The organism is Pseudomonas psychrophila HA-4, from assembly GCF_000282975.1.
Classification (GTDB): domain Bacteria; phylum Pseudomonadota; class Gammaproteobacteria; order Pseudomonadales; family Pseudomonadaceae; genus Aquipseudomonas; species Aquipseudomonas psychrophila_A.
The window spans coordinates 1-22,991 of the sequence record NZ_ALJC01000115.1; the positions used below are offsets into that span (position 1 = coordinate 1).

A 22,991-nucleotide genomic window follows, 5' to 3' on the forward strand; every position below is an offset into this window, starting at 1 on the left:
CCCTGCTCCCCCGGCGCCGTAGGCCAAAAAGGCCGGTGTGTGCAACAGCGCCACCAAGTCCAGGTCGGCACGCTCGCTGACCAGTACCAGATCAAAGGCGTAGGGCGTGCTGAGGGATTCTTTACCGCTAAAGGACAAGACCTGAAGGTCGCCGTTAAAGCCATCAAAGGTCAGGCTGAAACGAAACGTGGGCTGTGAGCGTGACATCCGCGATTCCTTGCGCTGCGGTCGTCCTGATGTAACAAAACATCAGGGCTTTATAAGTGCGCAAGTGTGCAAGGGCGGCGTGGAGGCTTGATGTAGGGCGAGTCTTTGCCTGCCAAGGCTTTAGGCGAATATCGGGTAGGAGTTTGGGCGTGTTAGATGTAGTCCGTATTTGCGCAAGCGCTGAGACATGAAGACCTACGACTTTTTGCGGTCAAGGTTCTCCCGGCATCCGTGCCAGGAGAACCCTTCTGTAGAACCTCCGTTCGGCATTGTGAAAGCTGCGACATTCAATGCCTTGATCGATACCACGGCTGTTCGATAACAAGCACCGGCCTAGATCGCGATTTTCCACAGCTGCGATTCATCGAATAGCCACGCCGTGCTTTCCGCTTCAAGGGGCGGCACGACCAGTTCGCTGCCGGCTCCCGGCAGGCGTGGCACGGCACCCAACAGGCGCTGGGTGTAGGCGTGCTGGGGATTCTCGAACAGTACGTCGACCGGCGCGCTTTCCACCACCTTGCCGTGGCGCATCACTAAGACTTGGTCGCTGACGTGGCGAATCACACCTAGGTCATGGGAAATAAACAGATACGCCAGCCCCAGCGCCGCTTGCAGGTCTGCGAGCAAATCCAACACCTGCGCCTGCACCGAGACGTCGAGTGCGGAGACTGGCTCATCGCAAATAATCACCTTCGGGTTGCTGGCAATTGCTCGGGCGATGGCCACGCGTTGGCGTTGCCCACCTGACAATTGCAAGGGCCTGCGCGTGGCCAGATCGGCAGGCAGGCGTACCTGCTCCAACAATTCACTGATCCGTGCTGGCTGTTGCGATGCGCTGACACCTGCTACATCCAACGCATCCGCGAGGATCTGGCCGATGCTCCAGCGCGGGTCGAACGAACTGAGGGGGTCTTGATAGATCACACTGATGTCACGCCGATGCAATCGGCGGTCCTTTTCCAGCACCCGATCAGCTCCCACGCCCGACCACGCATGGCCAAGAAACTGCACCTGACCGGCATCCGGCTCCAGCAGCCCGAGGACGATACGCGCAACGGTGGTTTTGCCCGAACCGGACTCTCCAACGATGCCGAGTGTGCGCCCCGCCCGTAGTTCAAAGCTGACGTCATCGACTACCTGACGCGGTTGCTGATCAGGGGCTGTGTAGCGCTTGCCCAGCCCCGTGGCTTTGAGCAACACCGGCGAGTCGGCTGCGGGACGAGGTGCCACCGCCTGAGCACTGCCTTGTGGGGACAGGCGCGTACCCCGCGCATGCTCGGCGGGCACCGCGTCCAACAACGCTTGGGTGTAGGGGTGACGCGGGTTACGTAACACCTGCTGCATAGGCCCTTGCTCGACCACCACGCCGTGGCGCAGCACCAGCACTTCATCCGCCAATTGCGCGACCACGGCCAAGTCATGGCTGATGATTAGCAGCGAGTCGCCGCGCGCCTTGATCTCTTGCAGCACTTGCAGAATCTGCGCCTGTACCGTGGCGTCCAGCGCGGTGGTCGGTTCGTCGGCGATCACCAGGCCTGGGCTCATCGCCAACGCACTGGCAATCAATGCCCGCTGACGCAGACCGCCAGACAGCTGATCGGGACGCTGGCGAGCACGCAGTTCAGGCTCGGGCACGCCGACTTTCTCAAGCAATTCGATGACCCGCTCGCGGCGGCTGCGCCGATCACCCCAGTTGTGGGTCTTGAGGACTTCGAGAATTTCCTTGCCCACCGGCCGCAAGGGGTCGAGTGAGACCAGTGCATCCTGCAACACAAAGCCAATGCCTTTGCCCCGTAACCCGCGCCAGCCGCGTTCGGACAACGCGAGCAAGTCTTGGCCGCCATAACTTAAGGTGCGTGCAGTCACCCGCGCCCCCGCACCGGCCAAGCCAATCAGGCTGCGGGCTGTCACGCTTTTGCCTGAGCCCGACTCCCCCACCAACGCCAGGGTCTTGCCGGGGGCCAGGGTGAAAGACACATTGCGCACCACAGACTGGCCGCCAAATTCGATGGACAAGCCCTCGACGATCAAATGTTTATCGCTCATGACAGACGACCCTCCAGGCGTTGTTGCAGATAACGACCGGCGACTGTGGTCGACAGCGTGGTAAGTACGATGAATAGCCCGGGGAAGAAGGTCAGCCACCAAGCGTTTGCCACAAAGTCGCGGCCCATGGACAGCATGGTCCCCCACTCCGGCGCTGGCGGTGGTGCGCCTAAGCCCAGAAAACTCAGGGCCGAGGCCCAGACAATTGCCTGGCCGACGCCCATGGTCAGGGTCACAATCAGCGGGCGCATGGCATTGGGCAACAGTTGGCGCACAATAATCCGCCACGTCGGGTGACCAAGGGCGACAGCCGCCTCGATGTAGCCCGAATGACGCACTGCCAACACCTGACCGCGCACCATCCGCGCATAGCCGGGTGCCGTACCCAATCCGGTGGCGACAATCAGCGGCCCGATACCGCTGCCAAATACCGCGACAAACAGCAGCGCGAGTATCAGGCTGGGGAACGCGAATAGAATTTCCAGCAGCCAATTAACCCCGCGATCCAGCCGAGGGCCGCCCAGCCCGCCCAGTAACCCCAGAGCAATCGCGACAGACATGGCCAGCGCAGTGGCCGCCAAACCGATCAACAATGACTGGCGTGTGCCGTAAATCACCCGCGAGAAAATATCGCGCCCCGACTGATCGGTGCCGAACCAGTGGCCCCACCCCGGAGGGTGAAACGCGTCATTGGGCACAATCGCCAAGGGGTTGCTGTGGGCGAAGAGTTGCGGCACCAGCGCCGCGATGATCACAAACAGCAAAAATCCAAACGCCAACAAAGGCCCCAGTCGTACGTTGCGGGCTACACGCTGCACCCGAATACCGGGCAGTTGGGTCTCCAACGTCAATGCGCTCATGCTGTTTTCCCCTGTTGACGAGGGTCGACCCACAGGTACAACAGGTCGACCACAATGTTGGCCAGCACATAGACGGCGGCGACCGCCAGACTGATGCCGATGGTCAGCGGCAAATCCTGCGCCTGCACCGCCTGATACAGCTGGCGGCCCAGCCCCTTGCGCGAAAAGATCACTTCAATCACCACTGCACCGCTGATCAAGGCGCCGATGGCCCAACCCGATAATGAAATACCGGGCAATACCGCATGCCGCAGCGCGTGCTTGAAACGCACAGCCGTCTCACTCAAACCGCGCGTGCGGGCGGTCAGGACGAAGGGTTGTTCCAAGGTAAATTCCAGTGACTCGCGGGTCACTTGAGCGATAAACCCCGCGAGCGGAATCGCCAGCGCTAAAGACGGCAATACCAACGTGCGCCAGCCATCGCTACCAGCAGGTGGGAACCAGCGCAAACCAAAGGCAAACACCGCCAGCAGTAAAATACCGATCCAGAAATGCGGCAATGCGGCTGAGAGGGTTTCGGCCAGCGATGCCAGATTGGACACCCAGCGCCGCCGCCCCGCGGTGAGTACGGTCAGCAACAACACCAGCAGCCATGCCAATAGCAGCGAGGTGAAGGTCAGTTGCAGCGTCGCCCAAGACTGTTCAGCAAGCACCTTGGTGACAGGTAAATGTTGAGAGTAAGAAACCCCCAAATCGCCCTGGACCAGGCGCCCCAGATACAGCCCATATTGAACCGCCAGAGGCTTGTCCAAACCGTATTCACGGGTAGCTTCGGCGATGGTTTCAGGGGTGGGATTGGCGCTTTGGCCGCCGAGGATCGCCAGCACCGGATCACCCGGTATCAGGCGCAGGGCAAAAAAGGTCAGGGTCGCCACAGCCCACAGCACAAGCACCCCACCGGCCAGCCGCCACACGGCTCGCCGGCCCAATTGTGCCCAGCGTTCGTGTTGTGGGTTCACCGCTTTTATTTGGCTCATTTGTTCACCCTTTTCATTTGTTGACCCAAGCGTCATACAGATACGTCACCGCCAGAGACGGCTCCAGTCGCACACCTTGGGTGGTCTTGTAGATCCCCAGACGCGAGCTTTGCGGGTAAGTGGTCAGTTGCAGGTACTGGTTCGAGGCAATCTGTTGAGCGTTGTAATACAGCGCACGCCGCTGTTCAGGATCTTGCGTAGCCAAGGCTTGCTGGATCAGCGCGTCAAACGACGCGTCGTTGAAGCCTGCGGTGTTCTGGTGATAACCGCCGACACCGGCAGGGCGAATGAACTCAGAGCCAAAAATGATCCGCAGCACGTCGGCAGTATTGGTATTCCAATACCCGAGCCGCACGTCATAGTCCCAGTCAGCCTGGCGTTTTGTGGCTTGAACATCACTCATCAGCTCGACAATCAGCTGAAAACCGGCTTGGCGTGTGGTGGCCTGAACCTGCTCCCAGAGCGTGACTTCCGAGGGCGGCGTTCGGTTGCCCATCACCACATGCACTTGCAGGCGTTTGCCGTCACGGGTTCGGTAACCGTCGGCATCGCGCCCGGTCCAACCGGCTTCATCCAGCAGTTGGGCAGCGCGAGCCGGGGCGTACTCCTGAGCGTGTTCGAAATCCGGACTGTAGAAGCGAGTCGCCGAACTCAGCGGACCACCTGCCCGCGGGAACTCATTGAAATACACACTTTTGAGGGCGCCCACGACATCGGCACTGCGCACAAAGGCTTCACGCACTTTGAGATCATCGAACGGGGCGCGGGTAATGTTCAGTGTGCCGTTGGTAGGGTTGCCGGGACGCAACGCCACCAGCAGGGTGAGATCGGGATTGCGCCGCGCAGCCTCGTGGGACTCAGGAGGTAATGACTCAATCACATCCACCTCCCCTGCTTGCAACGAGGCGAATCGAACGGAAGGTTCTTGAATGAACTTCCAGACGATCCGTTCCAGCCAAGCTGGGCCTTGATGCTTGGCGGTCGGCGGCGCCCAGTTGTAATCAGCGTTGCGCACCAGTTCGACCTGGCTTTGACGGTCCCAACGGACGATTTTGAACGGGCCGCTGCCAACTGGACTTTCACAGTTTTCGTCTCGCGAGCGCAGCAAAGCGGTGGGCGACTCGATACCGAGAAAGCCCTGCGCCAGTACTTCCAAAAAGGCCGCGTAGGGGGTGGCCAGATGGACCACCGCCGTGTGCTCATCGATCACGTCAGTGCTGCGGTATTGGCGGATATAGCCGCCAGCCGTGCTCGACTGGGTTTTGGGGTTGGCCATGTGATCAAGGTTGGCCTTGACCGCAGCAGCGTTGAACGGTGTGCCGTCGGTGAAGTGCACGTCATCGCGCAAATGGAAGGTGTAATCCAAGCCATCGGCAGACACCTCCCAACGCGTGGCCAGCCACGGGCCGATTTGGCCTTGCGCGTCCATCGAGACCAGCGAGTCGAGGTATTGCTGGCCGATGAATACCTGCGGCATATCACCTGACACGTGAGGGTCGAGGCAGGTAGGTTCACGGTCGGTGGCATAAATCAGGGTGCCGCCGCTGACCGGCTTGTCGCTGCGCGTGACGGTTGACGTTTGCTGACCACAGCCGATCAACACAGAGCACAGGGCCGCGATACCGAGCAATGGGAGGTGTCGAATAGAAGATAAGTTATCGCGCATGAGGGCCTGCTGCCTTAAGTCCGGGAATAAGGCTGTTGCACAAGGCATGCCGGGTTTTTAGCCCAGTAAATAGGCGTGAATGGGTTTGGGAAGGGGGTTAAAAGCAACAGTGTGTGCAGCGACTGTTGGAGGGCCAACAGTTGCCGCAAAGCTCGGCAACTGCTACGCCGTCTCGGTTTACCGGGTAAATCGCAAGGGTTTAGCCGGCTGCTGTAACAGCGCAGGGTCGCGATAACGGGCGCCGAAATGGTCATCTGGCAAGCGCGTCTGCCCAGCCCCAAACAAGCGCTCGCGGAGGGTTTCGCCTTCGTTGTAGCGCTCGCGAAAACGACCCCGACGACGCAGTTCCGGGATCACCAGTTCGATAAAGTCCCGGGCGGTTTCGAACGACAGGTACTGGCGCAAGTTAATCCCGTCGATGCCGTCGACATCCAGCCACTTTTCGATTTCGTCCGCCACCACCGTCGGTGTCCCCGCCACGAAGAATCGCTCCCGGTTAAACCCAGAAAACTGGGCCAACACCGTACCCACGGTCCACTCGGGTTTGTAGCGCTGCAAGCTCTCCCAGCCTTCAACTTTGAGTTCGAGCAAATCACTGATCAGCGCATCCTTGGGGTAGGCCGTCAGGTCAATGGCCGACTGCGCATGGGCCAGGGATGCTTCAACGCTCATCAATTTGCGATAGCTGTCGAGCTTGCGACTGACCTCTTCGTCGGTGCGCCCCACAATCACGCCGGCCATGACGATGAACTTTAAACCCGCCGGGTCCCGTTCATGGGCGACGGCCTTGTTACGCATGGCCTGGATGTTGGCGCGTACCTCTTGGGCATCCAGTCCGCCGGTGAAGACCACTTCGGCATGTCGACCTGCAAACTCGATACCCGCCGGTGAACCGGTTGCCTGAAACAACACGGGGGTGCGCTGTCGCGAGGGCTGGCACAGGTGTGGCCCAGCAACGCGAAAGTGCTCGCCGACGTGGTTGATGTAACGCACTTTTTGCGGGTCGGTGTACACACGCTGTTCGCGGTCCTGGATCACCGCATCATCGTCCCAGGAGCCCTCCCACAGTTTGTAGAGCACATCCAGGTACTCATCAGCGATTTCATAGCGATGATCGTGTACCACCTCGGTGGCATGCCCGAAATTGCGGGCTGCATTGGGCAGGTAGGAGGTGACGATGTTCCAGCCCACCCGGCCCTTGGTCAGGTGATCAAGGGTGCTCATGCGCCGGGCAAAGGCGAACGGCGGTTCGTAAGTGGTCGAAAACGTCGCGCCAAAGCCCAGGTTCTTGGTCACTGCGGCCATGGCTGGAATCACCATCAGCGGGTCGTTGCTGGGGATCTGCATGGCTTCGCGCAATGACGTTTGCGGGCCATCACGAAAACGGTCGTAAGTACCGATGACGTCTGCCAGAAACACCCCGTCAAACGTCCCGTACTCCAACAGTTGAGCGAGTTCAGTCCAGTAATCAAGGTCGTTAAAGCGGTGCCGATTGTTCTCGGGGTGAACCCACAAGCCGTGAACGATATGGCTCACGCAATTCATTTCAAACAGGTTGACGTGCAGTTGCTTGGGCATCGCCCGTACTCCTTCCTATGGCGCCGGGTTAGGGATGCGCTGATGGATGGCCTCAATCCGGGCCAATATCTCTTCACTGAGGGTGACATGGAGCGCACTGAGGTTGTCGCGCAGTTGAACCAGGCTGGTCTGCCCGGTCAGGGCGCTGGCAACAAAGGGTTTGTTGATGACAAATGCCAAGGCCAATTGCGCAGGCGTCAGGTTGTGCTCTTGGGCGATCTGCACATAACCGGCGATGGCTTCTTGCGCCAGCTCGCTGTCGTAGCGACTGAAGGTTCGATACACCGCTGCCAAGCGCGAGCCTTCGGGACGCGCACCGCCCAGGTACTTACCCGTCAATGTGCCGAACGCCAACGGCGAGTACGCCAGCAGCCCCACACCTTCGCGATGGGTGAATTCCGACAGGCCGCCCTCATACAGGCGATTGAGCAAGCTGTAGGGGTTTTGCACGCTGACAATTCGCGGCAGCCCCAGGCGCTCGCTCTGCTTGATAAATTCGGCCACGCCCCACGGTGTTTCGTTGGAGACACCGATGTGCCGCACCTTGCCCGCCTTGACCTGATCGGCCAGCACCGACAAGGTTTCTTCGATGGCCACGCTTTGCGTGTCTTCGACATACGGGTATTCGCGCTGCCCGAAAAAATTCGTCGGGCGATCTGGCCAGTGCAGTTGATAAAGATCGAGGTAGTCAGTGTTGAGGCGCTTAAGGCTGCCGTCCAGGGCTTCGACGATGTTGCGCCGGTCATGGCGGGTTAGGCCGTCACGAATGTGCAACTGGCCACCGGGTTCCCGGGCCGGACCGGCAATTTTGCTCGCCAGCACGATGTCTGCACGGCGCGCACTGTTCGCCGCCAGCCAGTTACCTAAGTAACGTTCGGTGGTGCGCCAGGTTTCGCCGCGCGTGGGCGTGGGGTACATCTCGGCGGTGTCGATCAGGTTGACGCCTTCGGCCAGCGCCAGATCGATCTGCTGGTGGGCATCGCTTTCGCTGTTCTGATGGCCCCAGGTCATGGTGCCAAGGCCCAGAACACTGACATTGATGTCGCTGTTGCCCAGTTGACGGTAATACATGGGAAGTCCTTTTAGCAGGCAGTAATGCAATCACGTTAAACACTTGAGGTGTTTGTCACTGCCAAAGACTTATGCACCGAACATGCCACGGGCACTAACGTAATAACGGGCAACTGCCACTGCGGGTTAACGGTTTATTCTCGTGCGACGCACGTGTTGAGCGCCATGCAATGTGTTTATCAACTGTTGAATCACCAACAACACACCCTTGCTCGCGCTCTTTTTAAAAGATCAGAAGATCGCGAGTAAGCTCGCTCCTACGGGGTTTGTGTGGGCTTGCGGGTCAGTTCCTCAATCAGCAATTGGGTTGGCGCGCTCAGTGCAACGCCCTGGCGGGTGACGATTTCATAGGGCTCGCTGCGTGATTTCAGTTCCAGCGCCAAGCGCGTCAACATGCCATGACTCACGGCCATTTGCGCGACGTCTATGGGCATTACGGCGACCAGTTGCGGGTCTTGGCGCAACAGCGAGAGCGTGGTGAAGGTCGACGAGGTTTCTATCGGGTAGGTCGGAAAGCTAAGCCCGGCCTCTCTGAACTCGCGCTCCAGGGTCAAGCGCATGGGCATGTTGACCGGGAACACCACCCACGAAGAGTCCGCCAGTTCACTTAACGACAAGGTGCTCCGGTCAGCAAAGCGGTGCGCGGTATTGGCCACCACAATCAACGGTTCCTGGTCACGAAAGCGGCAGTCATACGCTGCTGGGTGTTTGCTGACACTGGTACGGCAGATTGCTACGTCCAGCCGCCCTTGATCGAGCAACGCCAACAGTCGGGCGCTGGTGTCTTCGACGATTTCGACCGATAACTGCGGCTGCTTGGCGCGCAATTGCGCCAGGCACTCCACCAGCGCCGGCACTGCGCCCATGATCACCCCCACCGATAACCGCCCGCCATGGCCTTGCATGATGCCAAGCATTTCTTCGCGCAGGTGCGCCACGTCGGTGTGGATCAAACGCGCATAGCGAATTACGCAACGCCCCAGGTCATTGGGGGTCAGGCCTTTGGTCGTGCGCTCGAACAGAGTTGAGCCCAGGGTCGATTCTATTTCGTGCAGCGCCTTGGTCGCGCCGGGCTGGGTAATCGCTACCGACTCTGCCGCCTTGTGCAGCGAGCCGAATTCGTCCAGCGCAATCAGCAACCGCAGTTGCTTGAGGCGCAGTCGAGAAATAATGGTAGTGAGGGATGGCAGCATAGGGGATGACTATTGGTTATCGCTCAATCAGCATCTGTCATTAGGCAGCATCCCTCACAAAATTTAAAGTGAACGCCAGATGGAGCTAACTAGCTGCACCCTAAAAATTAATTGCGAAGAGTTCACGTCATGCGTTTGATCCAATTTGAAACAGCTCAAGGCCAGCGCCATGTCGCCGTGGTCGAGGGTGATCAGATCCACATCGTGCTGGGCACCGAAAACACGCGTGAATTAGCCCTTAGCGCCATTCGCAAAGGCCAGGGTCTGGTCGCAGAAGTGCTGGCCCGAGGCACTCAGGAAAGCCCGCTAAGCTATCGCCAGCTACTCGAAGAACGCCGCGTGCTGCCGCCACTGGACCATCAAGACCCGGCCCACTGCCTAATCAGCGGTACGGGTTTGACCCACTTGGGCAGCGCCTCGACGCGCGACAAAATGCACCAGCAAAATGCTGCGGATCAATCCGCCATGACCGATACCGCGCGTATTTTCCAGTGGGGCATTGAGGGCGGCCGTCCGGCATCCGGCACGGTGGGCGTTCAACCAGAATGGTTCTATAAGGGTGACGGCTCAATCGTAGTACGCCCTGGCAGCGCTTTTGACAAACCTCCCTTCGCAGAAGATGCCGGCGAAGAGCCCGAACTGACCGGCCTGTACGTGATCGGTGACGACGCCAAGCCGTATCGTGTGGGCTTCGCCTTGGGTAACGAGTTTTCTGACCATGTGATGGAGCGCCGTAACTACCTGTACCTCGCGCACTCCAAACTGCGCAATTGCAGTTTCGGCCCTGAATTGCGTGTGGGTGAATTGCCGCGCAACCTGACCGGCATGAGCCGCATCCTGCGCGACAACGAAGTGGTCTGGGAAAAAGAGTTTTTGAGCGGTGAGGACAACATGTGCCACAGCCTAGAAAACCTTGAATACCACCACTTCAAGTACACCCAGTTCCTGCGTCCCGGCGATGTGCACGTGCATTTCTTTGGCACCGCCACGCTGTCGGTGGCCGACAATATTCAGACTCAGGAAGGCGACCGGTTCGAAATCAGCATGCCTGAATTCGGCGCACCGCTGATCAACGGCATTCAGGCAGGCGCCGCTGAACTGCCTGCCGGCACGGTCACAACGCTGTAGAAGTACTTAGCGGGGGTGTACCAAGGCCCGCTTCCCGCTGGATAAAAAACATAAAAAGGCGAGATGAACATGAACAGTAAAACTGCATCCGCATCTGCGCCTCAAGCCGCTGAAGTCGCAGATGCCATACGGCTGACCACTGTGGCCTGAGGCTCTGCATTTCACTGAGGTAACTGTGATGCAACTTATAACTAAAATAGGCAGCGAAAATGCTGCCAATGCCGTGATCCGACTCAACCCGCTAGACGATGTGCTGATTGCTCGTCAGCCCATCCCCAAGGGCCTCGTGCTAGAAGCCGAAGGGCTTGAAGCATTGAATGCGATTCCGTCTGGCCACAAGATCGCAACCCGCGACCTAGAGGTAGGCGAACCGCTGCGCCGCTACGGTCAGATCATTGGTTTCGCCAGCCAACCGATCAAGGCCGGTGAGCATGTACACGTGCATAACCTGGCCATGGGTGACTTCTCTCGTGACTACGCCTTTGGCGTTGACGCGCGCGGTATCGAGACCCCGGCCAACGATACGTTTATGGGCATCGTGCGGGCAGATGGCCGCGTGGCCACCCGCAACTACGTGGGCATTCTGACATCAGTGAACTGCTCGGCAACGGTGGCCAAGGCCATCGCTGATCACTTTCGCCGCGACATCAACCCCCAAGCGCTAATCGACTACCCCAATGTCGATGGTGTGGTGGCCCTGACCCACAGCTTTGGCTGCGCGGTCGATCCGGGCGGTGAAGCCCTAGCCATGTTGCGCCGGACCTTGGGCGGCTATGCCATCCACTCCAACTTCGCCTCGGTGCTGATGATCGGCCTGGGCTGCGAAACCAACCAGATCGCTGATTTGCTAGCAGCACAAGGGCTGGAAAAAGGCGAGTTCCTGCGCGCATTCACCATTCAGGGCACCGGCGGCACGTCTAAAACCATTGCCAGCGGCATCGAACAGGTTAAGTCGCTGTTAGCCGACGCTAACCGCGTAGAGCGTAAGCCGGTGAGCGCCAAGCACTTGATCATCGGCCTACAGTGCGGCGGTTCGGATGGTTATTCGGGCATCACCGCCAACCCCGCATTGGGCAATGCGGTGGACCGTCTGGTTGCCGCAGGCGGCACCGCTATTCTGTCCGAAACCCCGGAGATCTATGGCGCCGAGCACTTGCTCACGCGCCGTGCGGTCAGCCGCGAAGTGGGCGAGAAACTGATCAAGCGTATTCACTGGTGGGAAGACTACTGCACGCGCATGAACGCCGAGTTGAACAACAACCCGTCAGCGGGCAACAAGGCCGGTGGGTTGACCACCATCCTTGAAAAATCCCTTGGCGCGGTAGCCAAAGCAGGCTCCAGCGATCTGGTCGACGTTTACGAATATGCCGAAACGGTACGCGCCCATGGACTGGTGTTTATGGACACACCAGGGTACGACCCGATTTCTGCCACCGGACAAGTCGCGGGCGGCGCCAACCTGATTGCCTTTACCACCGGGCGCGGCTCGGCTTACGGCTGCGCGCCCTCGCCATCGATCAAGTTGGCCACCAACACCCGTCTATGGGAAACCCAAGAAGAAGACATGGACGTGAACTGCGGCGGGATTGCTGACGGCAGCATGACCATCGAAGAACGTGGCGAATACATCTACCGCATGATGCTGCGCATCGCCTCTGGCGAGCGCAGTAAAAGCGAGCAGCACGGTTACGGCCAAAACGAGTTTGTGCCGTGGCAGATCGGGGCGATTACCTGAGTAATCGCCAAATCATCGTCCCGTGGGAACTGCCGAAGGCTGCGATTTTTTTGATTTTCAACATCAAAAGATCGCGGCCTGCGCCAGTTCCTACAGTGATTTTTAAATGCCTGACTATTTAAGGACGCTTACATGACCCAGATTACCGGCCAAAACTTTATTGGCGGCCAGCGCAGCGGCGCTGGCTCTGTTCATCTGCAAAGCTTGGACGCCACCACCGGTGAGGCGCTGCCTTATCAGTTCATTCAAGCTACCGACGCTGAAGTCGACGCTGCCGCCCATGCTGCCAGCACTGCATTCACAGCCTTTCGCGGCCTGCCAGCCAGCCGCCGCGCCGAGTTTTTAGACGCCATTGCCGAAGAAATCGACGCGCTGGGTGACGAATTCGTGGCCATCGTCTGCCGCGAAACAGCCTTGCCTGCCGGGCGGATTCAGGGCGAGCGCGGGCGAACCAGTGGCCAGATGCGCCTGTTCGCCCAAGTACTGCGTCGCGGCGATTTTTATGGTGCCCGCATCGACCAGGCCCTGCCCGACCGTCAGCCTCTGCCGCGCGTAGACCTGCGCCAATACCGCATCGGCGTCGGTCCAGTGGCGGTGTTTGGCGCCAGTAACTTTCCGCTGGCATTCTCGACCGCAGGGGGTGATACCGCCGCTGCGCTCGCCGCAGGTTGCCCTGTGGTGTTCAAAGCGCACAGCGGGCACATGGCGACTGCCGAATGGGTGGCGCAAGCCATCGTGCGTGCCGCAGAACGCACGAACATGCCTGCCGGGGTGTTCAACATGATCTACGGCGCCGGAGTTGGCGCAACACTGGTTAAGCACCCGTTGATTCAAGCGGTCGGTTTTACCGGTTCACTGTCGGGTGGTCGCGCTCTGTGCGACATGGCCGCTGCACGGCCACAACCGATTCCGGTGTTTGCCGAGATGTCGAGCATCAACCCGGTCGTGCTGCTGCCGGAAGCCTTGAAACAGCGCGGCGCACACATCGCCAAGGACTTGGGCGGCTCAGTGATGCTGGGCGCCGGTCAGTTTTGCACCAGCCCAGGTCTGGTGCTGGGGATTGCCTCGCCTGAGTTCAGCGCATTTGTCGATGCGCTGGGCCAGTTTTTCAGCGCGCAACCGGCACATACCCTGCTCAATGCCGGGGGCCTGAAGAGCTACGCCAAAGGGGTCAGCCACTTGGCCTCGGTCGACGGCATCCGCCATCTTGCAGGTTCGCCGCAACAGGGCAATCAGGCCAATCCACAGCTGTTCCAAGCCGATGTAAGCCTGCTGATCAATGGCGCAGAAGTGTTACAGGAAGAAGTCTTCGGCCCGACCACCATTGTCGTTGAAGTAGCCGACAAGGCGCAGTTGCTACAAGCGCTGCACAGCCTGCATGGCCAACTGACTGCGACGCTGATTAGCGAACCGGCCGATTTGCAGGCGTTCGCTGACGTAGTGCCGGTACTTGAGCACAAGGCAGGTCGCCTGTTGATCAACGGCTACCCGACTGGGGTTGAGGTGAGTGATGCAATGGTGCACGGCGGGCCATACCCGGCAACGTCAGATGCCCGTGGGACATCGGTGGGCAGTCTGGCTATCGACCGCTTTTTGCGCCCTATCTGCTTCCAGAACTACCCGGACAGCCTGCTGCCCGACGCGCTCAAAAACGCCAACCCGCTGGGTATCCAGCGTTTGCTCAACGGTCAGCCTAGCCGCGAGGCGTTGAACTGACCGTTACTGCTCAGCCGCGTCAATAACCGTTTGCGCGCTGTTCGCGGCCACGGACTTGAGGGTGACGTTTGTCACCCTCATCCGTGCGGTTCTCGTTCTACAGAAGCACGGTCGCCAACATTCCCAATGCGCCCAAGCAAAACCCGATCAGCGCACCGCGAGCGGGAGCCTCGTGAAACAGCCACCACACCACTATCGGCTCCAGTAACAGCAAGGAGGTGACCGACACCACCGTCACCACCCAAATATCACCGACCACGACATAGCCCAACCAGTAAGCACCCAACAAGCAAAGACCGGCAAAACACATCAACACCACGGGCACGGCAAACGCTTCCCATGAGTGACTGCCTGTTTGCGCGAGTTTGGCAGTGACGACTTCACTGTAGATTGCGCAAAACTCGCCAAGCACCATCAACCCTAGAGCAGATACTCCGAGTAGTTCTTTGGACATATCAAAAATTCCTTCGTATTCAGAGCAAGATTTTTCAGCTCCCAGGCAGCCACAGCGCTCCCCAGTGATCCACTTCGTGCCAACGAAGCAGCCTTAAATAACCCTGAATTATCGAAGTACTTATCCATGCTTGTGCCCTTCTCGGGATAGTTTTTAACGGGTTTGACGTGTGCACCAATCGACACTCACGTCCGGCGCAGCATCCTGCATTAGGGAGTTTTGTTCAATACGCGCGCTGTCCAGCCCCGCACTCTACAGGCTCACTCACAAGAAGGAGCTCAGCAATGAGCGTGTTTATTGCTATGGCCACATTTGCCTTGGCGGCCTCTATTTCACCTGGGCCGGTAAATATCGTGGCCTTGAGCAGCGGCAGGCAATTGGGGTTTGGCCCCAGTCTGAAGCATGTTCTGGGCGCCACCGTGGGGTTTGTGGTGCTGCTGTTGTTCACCGGTTTCGGCCTGCATGAGGTATTGAAACAGTGGCCACTGCTGACCGACTTAATTCGCTGGGGCGGGATGGCTTTTCTGCTTTATTTGGCCTGGAAGTTGGCCGCCGATAACGGTCGAATCGATGTCGATGGCACGGCAACACTGCAACCGTCGTTCATCAATGGCCTGATCATGCAGTGGCTTAACCCTAAAGCCTGGCTGGCAGCAGTCGCGGGCATGGGAGCGTTTGTCGCCAGCGGTGAGGCCATGCTGATCTGGTCGTTCGCGTTGATTTACTTTGTGGTCTGTTATGTGTCGATCGCCTGCTGGGCCTATGCCGGGGCTTTTCTAAACCGCTACCTGCACAACCCACCACGCATTCGCCTGTTCAATCGCTGCATGGCAGTCATGCTTTCAGGTTGCGCAGTCTCATTACTGTGGTTTTAAACCTTGTATTGGCCGGGCGTGGCGGCAAGATGCTTTTTAAACACCCGCTGCAAATGTGCCTGATCAGAAAAACCGCTCTGTTGTGCGATGGCAGCGATAGTTGCGCCCTCCCGCAGCAGCGTCTGGGCGTACTGAACCCGCCGGTTGGTCAGGTAAGCGTGGGGCGTCATGTGGTAGCGCTGTTCAAACGCACGAATCAGGTAAGCCTCTGACAAGCTGGCAACTGCACACATGTGCCCAAGGCGAATCGAACGCATGAAATGTGCATCGATGTACTCAGCAACCCGTTCAACTCGCAGGTTGGCGGTCTTGGGCAGCGCCGTTGAGCTGCCCAGTGACCGTTGCATCATTGAGAAAAAACCAACGGCTGCTTCATGCTTGGCCAAGGTCTCACCCACCGGATCAATCAGTTGTGCATACAGATTAATCAGGCCATTAAACAGTGCTGGCGATTGGGTATGAGTCGCAGAAACTGGCTGAGCTCCCTGCTCTCCTTCGCCTTGAAGGCTGGCCAGCCAGTGTGGATCGACATACAACAGCATCAGGTAGGACCACGGCTCGTCCTCAATGGGGTTACAGGCATGCACCTCGCCCGGATTCATCAACACCACAGTGCCGGTGCTGACTGTATGACGGGTTTTCTCATGCACGTAAGTACAACGCCCCGAAGTGATGGCGCCGATGGAGAATTCTTCGTGGGAATGCCGGGTATAACAAATCTTTCGACCATCGCCGATTGAGCGTGCCTCGATGAAAGGCAAGTGAGGATCTCTCCAAAACCGGGGGATTGCGCTCGTAGCATCGCTGGGCATGGTGTTTACCTGATATCGAAGTAGAACCTGCACGAAATGTATCTGCGTTCAGAGACATTGCGCACAGTTTAGCCACAAGACCTCACCTAGACAGAAACCGACTTACAAGAACCAGCGATATTCACGCGCACTGATTTCCTGCATGAAGGCCAGATGGTCCTGACGTTTGTTCTCGCAATAAACGTCTACGAATTCCGCCCCCAGGCCTGCACGCAGTGACGGCTGATGTTGCATCACGCGCACCGCTTCAAGCATGTCCAGCGGGAAGTCGATGCCGCTGTTACGGTCTTCGTTAAGCGGCGGGATAGGCTCTTTAGCGGTTTCAAGCCCGTGCTCGAGCCCAACCAGAATTGCCGCCAGCACCAAATACGGGTTGGCATCGGCCCCTGCCAGACGGTATTCAACCCGCAGGTTTTTAGCGTCCGACTCAGGAATCCGTAAGCATGCGTCGCGGTCTTCAAACCCCCAACTCGCTCGGGTGGCGATATTGGTGGTGCCACCCAGACGGCGAAAGGCGTTGTGGTTCGGGGCGAAGATCGGCATGCACGCGGGCAACAGGTCAAGACAGCCAGCAATGGCATGGCGCAGCGGTTGCTGCTGATTGGCCGCGAGCAGGTTGTTGCCTGCCGCGTCGTACAGGCTGACATGCACATGCATGCCACTGCCCGGCTGCTGCAAGTAGGGCTTGGCCATAAAGCTGGCGCGATAGCCATGTTTCAAGGCAACACCCCGGGTGCTGCGACAGAACAGCGCCGACCAGTCTGCGGCACGCAAGCCGTCATCCAGGTGACCAAAATTTATTTCAAACTGACCCGGCCCTAGCTCGGCGGTGATCACCGTCGCATCAATGCCCTGAATCTGCGCCGCCTCAACCATCTCATTAAGCACCGGCGCAAAACGCGAAAGACGCTCGATGTGCATATTGGGTTGGTCATCGGCATCGTCGGTCTGCTGATCCCGCGGGAACTGCGGCAAGCCATCGCGCAGTTGCCTGTCGAACAGATAAAACTCCAGTTCAAACGCCACCACCGGGTGAATGCCTTTGTCCGCCAGTCGGTTCAGCACTTGCGCCAGCACTTCACGCGGCTCGAATTCGATGGGCTTCTCTGTGCCGTCCGAGGTAATCAACATCTGCCCCAACGGTTGCCCTTCCCACGTCACCGGCTTGAGTGTGCCCGGCACCAAGCGCCGCACGGCATCCGGGTCGCCATCGTTGAAACAATAATCACCGATCTTGAACAGCCCGCCCTGTACGCCCAAGAGCACACAGTTTTGCGGCAATTTGAGGACGCTGCCAGCCGCGACCTTTTCGAGCATGTCGATGGGGTAACGCTTGCCGTAGAAATGCCCCGGGATGTCTAGGGAGATCAGGTCAACGTACCGCACATCGGGGTGGCGCTGGCGAAAGGCACGCACTTCAGCCAGCAAATCAGAGCAGGCAGCATCCATCATTGTTCATCCTTAATCAGGTGTAGACCCAAAGCACTCGCGCGAGATGCTCGGTCAGGTTGGCGTAACGGCAAAGGGTGTGGCTGTCGAACTGAAAGCTGTCGCCTGCCCGCAGGGTCACCGGGGCATCGTCATCGCCAAGCCATAGGGTCAATTCGCCTTCAAGCACATAACCGCCCTGCTCCGAGCTGTCGAGCATGTGCCGCTCGCCGCTAGTAGCTCCCGCCTCCAGCACACTTTCGAGCATGGAAAACGAAGCCCTAATCTTCGGCGATACCAAAATGTCGGTAATACCATTGGCCAGATGCAAGGTACGGCGTTCGTCCGGGCGGGTGACCCACGATAATTGCTTAGGCTTGGGCATGTTGTAGAAATAGGTTGTCGGCACGCCCAATGTTTCGCTGATGGCTGTCAGATCGGCCACCGTAGGCCGCGACAAACCACGCTCAACCTGCGACAGAAAACCCACCGAGCGGCCAATGTTATCGGCTAGCTCCTTCAGGGTGATTTTCTTGTGCTTACGCAGATCGTGGATGAGGATCGCTAGCGCGGCGATTTCTTCTTGTTTGTTCACGCGCTGAATCCGGGAAATAACCCACTGGGGAGTTTGAACATCTAGATCGCCATGAAATTTAATACATTTAATTTCATGAAAAAATACGCTTTAAATTTCACGCACGCAAGGTCATTTTTTCACGGTGTAACCGAACCCAGGGCCAAAATGCTTTCGACATGGCCTTAAATGGCAGTAAGCGGCTGTTTTTACGTGATTTTTTAAGTTGAGGGGTTCCCAGATGGAGAAAATGTTGATAAATTCTCGCGCACTCTTACAGCAGACCTCAAAAACCTCGCAGTAAGCAGCGTCACACAGAGTGCCAAGCACTCTCGCAACAGATACAGGGGCGTCGCCAAGCGGTAAGGCAGCAGGTTTTGATCCTGCCATGCGTTGGTTCAAATCCAGCCGCCCCTGCCATTTTCAAGATTCAAATCCTCGTTATTCTGCCGCCAGGCACTACACGAATAACCACTTCATCGTTTTTTACCTAAGCCTTTTATAACGCTCTGCCGCATGCGCTTGTCGCAGTTCGCCAGACAGCCCTGACGCGCCCCTTAAAAGCATCACAGCGCCCCCAGATTCCCGTGTGCGATGCGGCCAGCAGAACCTGTCAAGCTCTCAGTAACTCCCTCTCAAGTGAGCACCCTGATGTGCGAGGCGCGGGCCGCACGATGACGGTTCTTTTCGCTGACGCCGTCCGCAGCAGCCCCTAAACGGCGTGCAAGCCTCGCCCCGGATTTACTTCGCCCACTGAATCGCTTCGCTGTATGGCGTCTGAATATCACGCTCGGGAATTTCCCAGATCAACAGTTTGGGCGGAGTGTCTTTGAACGCCAGGTTTTTGAAGTAGTTATTCGCCCCCCCGGAAAACTCGCCGCCATCCTTGGAGAAGTCAGTCACCGGCGCGCCAAGCGCCTTCTCCAAAAAGCCAAGGAAATTGGAGTTGCGTGAAAAGGAGGTGCCGACCAACGCGACGCTGGGCAGGTTGGTATCACCGAACAGATCATCGAGGCTGTTTGCGTCACTCTGGGTGTCGACTTTATTGGCAGTGATCTGGCTCGACGCGACAGTTTCCGGCGCGGGTTGCGAGGTCAGCGGCAACCACTCAAGTCCGGCCAGACGCACCAGGTCGCCCGGGCGGCGCGCCGGGCTCTGAACGGTCAGATCGTACTCGGTGTGCGGCGTGGCGCTGATGCCCATCGCCTGCACTTGCTGCGCGATCGCCTTTGCGGCCGCCGACGAGCCGATTTCACTCCAGTGGGTGTCGGTGCGCAAGAACGCTTCGGCCCCCAACGGTTGCAGTGCCGGTGCAAGGTCAATCGCCTTGACGCCCGCTTTGTTCAATGCGTCGACCCACTCCACGGCGCGGTTTTGCAATTGCGCCGGACGCCGCAGATCGCACAGTTGATCGCTGGCAATACGGCTCTTGTCTGGCACTACAGCCACCAGCAACGCAATGCCGCGTTTGGCTAAACGTTGCTGAGTATCGAGTATCGCCGCAGCCTTGGCGTCAGCATTGTCTTGCGCGTGCCGGTTTATGCGCATTTCGTCAGTCAAAAACAACCAGCCATCACACCCCGGACGCACCCGCGCTCCAGTGTCGTGAAACGTCAGCCAACTCGCTGCGCGCTCTAGGTCTGCGGCGCGTTCAGGCACAGCCGCCATCGACAATTGCTTGGCAATTTTGTGCGTTACTTCGCCATGCAACACCGCGTCACGGGTCAGATTAGGCGGCAACAGTTCCACCTTGCCGCTGAGCAACAGCCAAACAGCCGAGGCAAAACTTACCAGCAGAAACGCGGCGAATATCCAGCCGGAAAGCTTGCTGATTCGGGCAGTGAATTCACTCGGCATGGCCGGTTTTGGGGATGAGTCAGGCATGGGCTCGGCCATCAGAACTGGAAGTACAGGAAAGGCACCGCTTCACGACTCGCGATCAACGCGAACGAAAGCAGAAAACCCGCCACCGGCCACACGGCCGCTATCGGTGCATACAGCGCTGAGCCGCCGAAGCGTTGCTCATACCGGCTTTTAAAGGCCGGCGCGAGGATGCAGGCGATGCCCAGCAAAGCCGCCAGGCCATGGGCTGAACGCAGGGTCACGGCCAGCGCATCGCCCAGTGCAAAGTCGTGCAAACCAATCTGCCCGGCGTACATGTTCAACGCCGAATGAAAGTCCGGCGCGCGGAACAACGTCCAGGCCATAAACACAAAGAGCAGGGTCAAGGTATGCGCCAGCACCGGCGGGATGCTCGGCAAGGTCGAGCGTGACCACAGGCGGTCCACACACAGGGCAATACCGTGCGCAGCGCCCCACAGCAGGTAGTTCCAGCTGTCGCCGCCATGCCACAGACCGGCGATGGCCATGGTCAGGAACAAGTTGCGATAGGTTTTCCAGGCGCCTTTGCGATTGCCACCAAGGGCGATGTACAAGTAGTCACGCAACCAACTGGACAGCGACATGTGCCAGCGCCGCCAGAAATCCTGGATGCTGCGAGCCAGATACGGTTGGTTAAAGTTTTCTGGGAAGTGAAAGCCCAGCATCAAGCCCAGGCCGATGGCCATGGCGCTGTAGCCGGCAAAGTCGAAAAACAGTTGCAGCGAATACGCCAGGCAACCGATCCAGGCATCGACAAAGGACGGATTGTCCAAGTGAAACGCCACGTCCACCAGCGGCGACAGGGTGTCGGCCACCAGCACTTTCATACACATGCCGATCATGAAACGGCGCGCACCTAGCGAAAAATTCTGCCAGTCGAAGTAACGCTTGACCAGCTCGCGACGCACCCAGTCATAACGAATGATCGGACCGGCAATCGAGTGGCCGAACATTGAGATGTAAGTGGCGTAATTGATGAAGCTACGCTCCACCGGCACGGTATGCCGGTGGACGTCCACCAAATAGGAAATCGCCTGTAGCACAATAAACGACAACCCGGCCGGCAACGCGACACGCTGCCACTCCAGCGGCATGGCTCCTGGGTAAGTAATCCACTCCATCCAAGTAGCGGCCAGAATGTTGGCGTATTTGTACCAGCACAACACCGCCGTGTTGAACACAATCAGACCAATCAACAGCCGCACGCGCCCCTTGGAGTCCTCCCGCGAGCGGTCGATCAACAGCCCGCCAACCCATGCCACCACGGTCAACGCCATGTGCAGCGCAAGAAACATCGGGTTCAGCCAGCCGTAAAACAACCAGCTGCCGATCAACAAAATGACGTTACGCCACTGCGGCTTGCCCAATGCGTAAATCAGCAAAAAGGCAGGCAGAAACAGCGTCAGGAACTCAAGGGAGGCGAAGACCATGGCGGCGATAGAATCCGATCAGTGGGATTGCAATGGAATATCCGATGCTTGCAACAGCTGTGGCCCGTTGGCTGAAGGCACCAACAGCACGCTGAAGCGATCGCCTGCCTTAAGAGTCCCCAGGTCCAGCGGCGCACCGACATTGGCATTCGCACACACCAGTTGCACTGACAGACCGACCGGATTGATCGAGCGTCGTTGCGCACTGTTGACCGGCACTGCCGTGAACAGATCTGCGTTACGCCCGGCAGGACGCAACGTGGCATCGGCGCAGGAAGTGTCTGCGTTCAAGAACCCCAACGACACCTTGTTTGCGTTGAAGTCATCCGGTGTCTCGCGCACCACGGCCTGCTCGATACCGGCGCCCGACGGCAGAGTAAAGACACTGACAAACTCACCCGGTCCGACTTTCAGGTCGATGGCCAAATTCTGATCACCACTGCTCAACGTACCCGTGATCGGCTTGCTTGAGTCCACCGAAAACGTATCCGATACCGGGTTAGCAGCTTCCAGACGCAACGGCGGTTGACCAGCTTGCGCAGTCACCTCCAGCGGCGCCGTGCTGGCGTTGACGAAACGAATGAACGCCGAATCTGCGGCTGGGCCTGTTGGGTATAGGGCTGGAGCAGCGCCCGCCAAGGCGCTAAATGCCAAAACGGGAACAACCACTAACGCCGAAAGCTGTTTAATCATTTTTTGACTTCCTTGACGACAGGGGCGTTTTCCAAGGCGCCGCTAATGGCGTCGCCCCAGACCTTATAGCCAGGCGCAGTCATGTGCTGGCCATCGACTGTTGCCCATTGCCCTGGTTTGGAAAACGCCAATGAATCAATGTAGTTACATGGTGCAACGTTACTCTTGAGAAACTCGGAGACAGCCTGAACACGCTCCGGGGTCTTGTTGTACTTACCGCCCGGGGAACCCCAATTTGGGCCAACCCAAACACAATGTGTGCCACTTGCGGCTATTGCCTTAGTCAACGCCCCAGTCTGCTGCCACGCCCAGGCTTTGGGAAACGCCGGTTTATCGTAACCGGCCATGGTGTCGCCCAGCACAACCAATACGATGTCCGGCTTTTCGGCAGCCAGTAACTCACTGATCGGTGTCGTCGCGGTCTTATCGCTCAACACCACAACTTTGCCCGAGTCACGTCGCTCAGCAGCGCCACACTGGCCTGCCGGCGATGCTTTAAGCCAATCACTAGGGTTTGAACCACAAACGCCCAGGGTGTGCACTTTTGCACCCTTGGCAACAAGGTCATCGTGCAACGAAGAAATCAAATACCCAGGCGTCGCTAAGTGGCTGTCGCCAATCATTAAAATCGTCATGCCCGCCAAAAGAGATGCTGCCATGATAAAAG

General features: G+C 58.3%; 19 protein-coding genes, 1 tRNA gene and 1 pseudogene. 5 read left to right on the forward strand and 16 right to left on the reverse strand.

Annotated features, from left to right (window positions below):
* The 8 genes and pseudogenes from B347_RS25255 to B347_RS0119255 all read right to left on the reverse strand — a co-directional run.
* Nucleotides 1-207: pseudogene (locus B347_RS25255) on the reverse strand (type VI secretion system tip protein VgrG); the annotation flags it as partial.
* A gap of 333 nt (nucleotides 208-540) precedes the next feature.
* On the reverse strand, nucleotides 541-2,253 hold the full coding sequence (locus B347_RS0119225) for a dipeptide ABC transporter ATP-binding protein (protein ID WP_019411326.1): 1,713 nt from the start codon (nucleotides 2,251-2,253) through the stop codon (nucleotides 541-543).
* Nucleotides 2,250-3,113, reverse strand: a complete 864-nt coding sequence (locus B347_RS0119230) for an ABC transporter permease (RefSeq protein ID WP_019411327.1) — start codon at nucleotides 3,111-3,113, stop codon at nucleotides 2,250-2,252. Before B347_RS0119230 ends, B347_RS0119225 begins: the two co-directional genes overlap by 4 nt.
* Nucleotides 3,110-4,090: an ABC transporter permease gene (locus B347_RS0119235; RefSeq protein ID WP_019411328.1), complete on the reverse strand. Its 981-nt coding sequence runs from the start codon at nucleotides 4,088-4,090 to the stop codon at nucleotides 3,110-3,112. Before B347_RS0119235 ends, B347_RS0119230 begins: the two co-directional genes overlap by 4 nt.
* A gap of 13 nt (nucleotides 4,091-4,103) precedes the next feature.
* The gene (locus B347_RS0119240; RefSeq protein WP_019411329.1) at nucleotides 4,104-5,756 is read right to left on the reverse strand and encodes an ABC transporter substrate-binding protein; all 1,653 of its coding nucleotides are present in this window, start codon (nucleotides 5,754-5,756) and stop codon (nucleotides 4,104-4,106) included.
* 177 nt (nucleotides 5,757-5,933) lie between these two features.
* On the reverse strand, nucleotides 5,934-7,334 hold the full coding sequence (locus tag B347_RS0119245) for an LLM class flavin-dependent oxidoreductase (RefSeq protein WP_019411330.1): 1,401 nt from the start codon (nucleotides 7,332-7,334) through the stop codon (nucleotides 5,934-5,936).
* Nucleotides 7,335-7,349: 15 nt separating this feature from the next.
* Nucleotides 7,350-8,405, reverse strand: a complete 1,056-nt coding sequence (locus tag B347_RS0119250; protein ID WP_019411331.1) for an NADP(H)-dependent aldo-keto reductase — start codon at nucleotides 8,403-8,405, stop codon at nucleotides 7,350-7,352.
* A 257-nt stretch (nucleotides 8,406-8,662) separates the two neighbouring features.
* A complete protein-coding gene (locus B347_RS0119255) occupies nucleotides 8,663-9,598 on the reverse strand; it encodes a LysR family transcriptional regulator (RefSeq protein ID WP_019411332.1) in 936 nt (311 codons plus the stop codon).
* A 129-nt stretch (nucleotides 9,599-9,727) separates the two neighbouring features.
* Between B347_RS0119255 and araD1 the strand changes: the two genes are divergently transcribed.
* The 3 genes from araD1 (at nucleotide 9,728) to B347_RS0119270 (ending at nucleotide 14,177) form a co-directional block, all read left to right on the forward strand.
* Entirely contained in the window at nucleotides 9,728-10,726 is a 999-nt protein-coding gene (gene araD1 / locus B347_RS0119260) for an AraD1 family protein (RefSeq protein WP_019411333.1), read from the forward strand.
* Nucleotides 10,727-10,904: 178 nt separating this feature from the next.
* Complete coding sequence (locus B347_RS0119265) at nucleotides 10,905-12,461, forward strand: UxaA family hydrolase (protein WP_019411334.1); 1,557 nt, start codon at nucleotides 10,905-10,907, stop codon at nucleotides 12,459-12,461.
* A gap of 132 nt (nucleotides 12,462-12,593) precedes the next feature.
* Entirely contained in the window at nucleotides 12,594-14,177 is a 1,584-nt protein-coding gene (locus B347_RS0119270) for an aldehyde dehydrogenase (NADP(+)) (RefSeq protein WP_019411335.1), read from the forward strand.
* Nucleotides 14,178-14,274: 97 nt separating this feature from the next.
* Here B347_RS0119270 and B347_RS0119275 read toward each other — a convergent pair whose 3' ends face one another.
* A complete protein-coding gene (locus B347_RS0119275; RefSeq protein ID WP_026014293.1) occupies nucleotides 14,275-14,592 on the reverse strand; it encodes a hypothetical protein in 318 nt (105 codons plus the stop codon).
* Between the two features lie 323 nt (nucleotides 14,593-14,915).
* On the opposite strand from B347_RS0119275, the gene B347_RS0119280 reads away from it, so the two are divergent.
* Entirely contained in the window at nucleotides 14,916-15,506 is a 591-nt protein-coding gene (locus B347_RS0119280; RefSeq protein ID WP_019411337.1) for a LysE family translocator, read from the forward strand.
* Here the strand turns inward: B347_RS0119280 and B347_RS0119285 are convergent.
* The 3 genes from B347_RS0119285 to B347_RS0119295 form a co-directional block, all read right to left on the reverse strand.
* Nucleotides 15,503-16,318, reverse strand: coding sequence for a helix-turn-helix transcriptional regulator (locus B347_RS0119285; protein WP_033388011.1), 816 nt, complete (start codon nucleotides 16,316-16,318; stop codon nucleotides 15,503-15,505). The two genes, B347_RS0119280 and B347_RS0119285, sit on opposite strands and share 4 nt — an antisense overlap.
* A gap of 102 nt (nucleotides 16,319-16,420) precedes the next feature.
* Nucleotides 16,421-17,767 carry a glutamine synthetase family protein gene (locus B347_RS0119290; protein WP_019411339.1) on the reverse strand — a complete coding sequence of 449 codons (1,347 nt, stop codon included), beginning with the start codon at nucleotides 17,765-17,767 and terminating at the stop codon, nucleotides 16,421-16,423.
* 16 nt (nucleotides 17,768-17,783) lie between these two features.
* Nucleotides 17,784-18,341: a helix-turn-helix domain-containing protein gene (locus B347_RS0119295; RefSeq protein WP_019411340.1), complete on the reverse strand. Its 558-nt coding sequence runs from the start codon at nucleotides 18,339-18,341 to the stop codon at nucleotides 17,784-17,786.
* A gap of 324 nt (nucleotides 18,342-18,665) precedes the next feature.
* Between B347_RS0119295 and B347_RS0119300 the strand changes: the two genes are divergently transcribed.
* Nucleotides 18,666-18,740, forward strand: a tRNA-Gln gene (locus B347_RS0119300).
* Between the two features lie 321 nt (nucleotides 18,741-19,061).
* Here the strand turns inward: B347_RS0119300 and B347_RS0119305 are convergent.
* Genes B347_RS0119305 through B347_RS0119320 form a run of 4 tightly spaced genes read right to left on the reverse strand, consistent with a single transcriptional unit; the run spans nucleotide 19,062 to nucleotide 22,983 of the window.
* Nucleotides 19,062-20,204, reverse strand: a complete 1,143-nt coding sequence (locus B347_RS0119305) for an alginate O-acetyltransferase AlgX-related protein (protein WP_026014295.1) — start codon at nucleotides 20,202-20,204, stop codon at nucleotides 19,062-19,064.
* An 11-nt stretch (nucleotides 20,205-20,215) separates the two neighbouring features.
* Nucleotides 20,216-21,631, reverse strand: coding sequence for an MBOAT family O-acyltransferase (locus tag B347_RS0119310; RefSeq protein WP_019411342.1), 1,416 nt, complete (start codon nucleotides 21,629-21,631; stop codon nucleotides 20,216-20,218).
* A gap of 18 nt (nucleotides 21,632-21,649) precedes the next feature.
* Complete coding sequence (locus B347_RS0119315; protein WP_019411343.1) at nucleotides 21,650-22,324, reverse strand: alginate O-acetyltransferase AlgF; 675 nt, start codon at nucleotides 22,322-22,324, stop codon at nucleotides 21,650-21,652.
* Nucleotides 22,321-22,983, reverse strand: coding sequence for an SGNH/GDSL hydrolase family protein (locus tag B347_RS0119320; RefSeq protein WP_019411344.1), 663 nt, complete (start codon nucleotides 22,981-22,983; stop codon nucleotides 22,321-22,323). The genes B347_RS0119315 and B347_RS0119320 overlap by 4 nt, the downstream gene beginning before the upstream one ends.
* Nucleotides 22,984-22,991 lie beyond the last annotated feature (8 nt).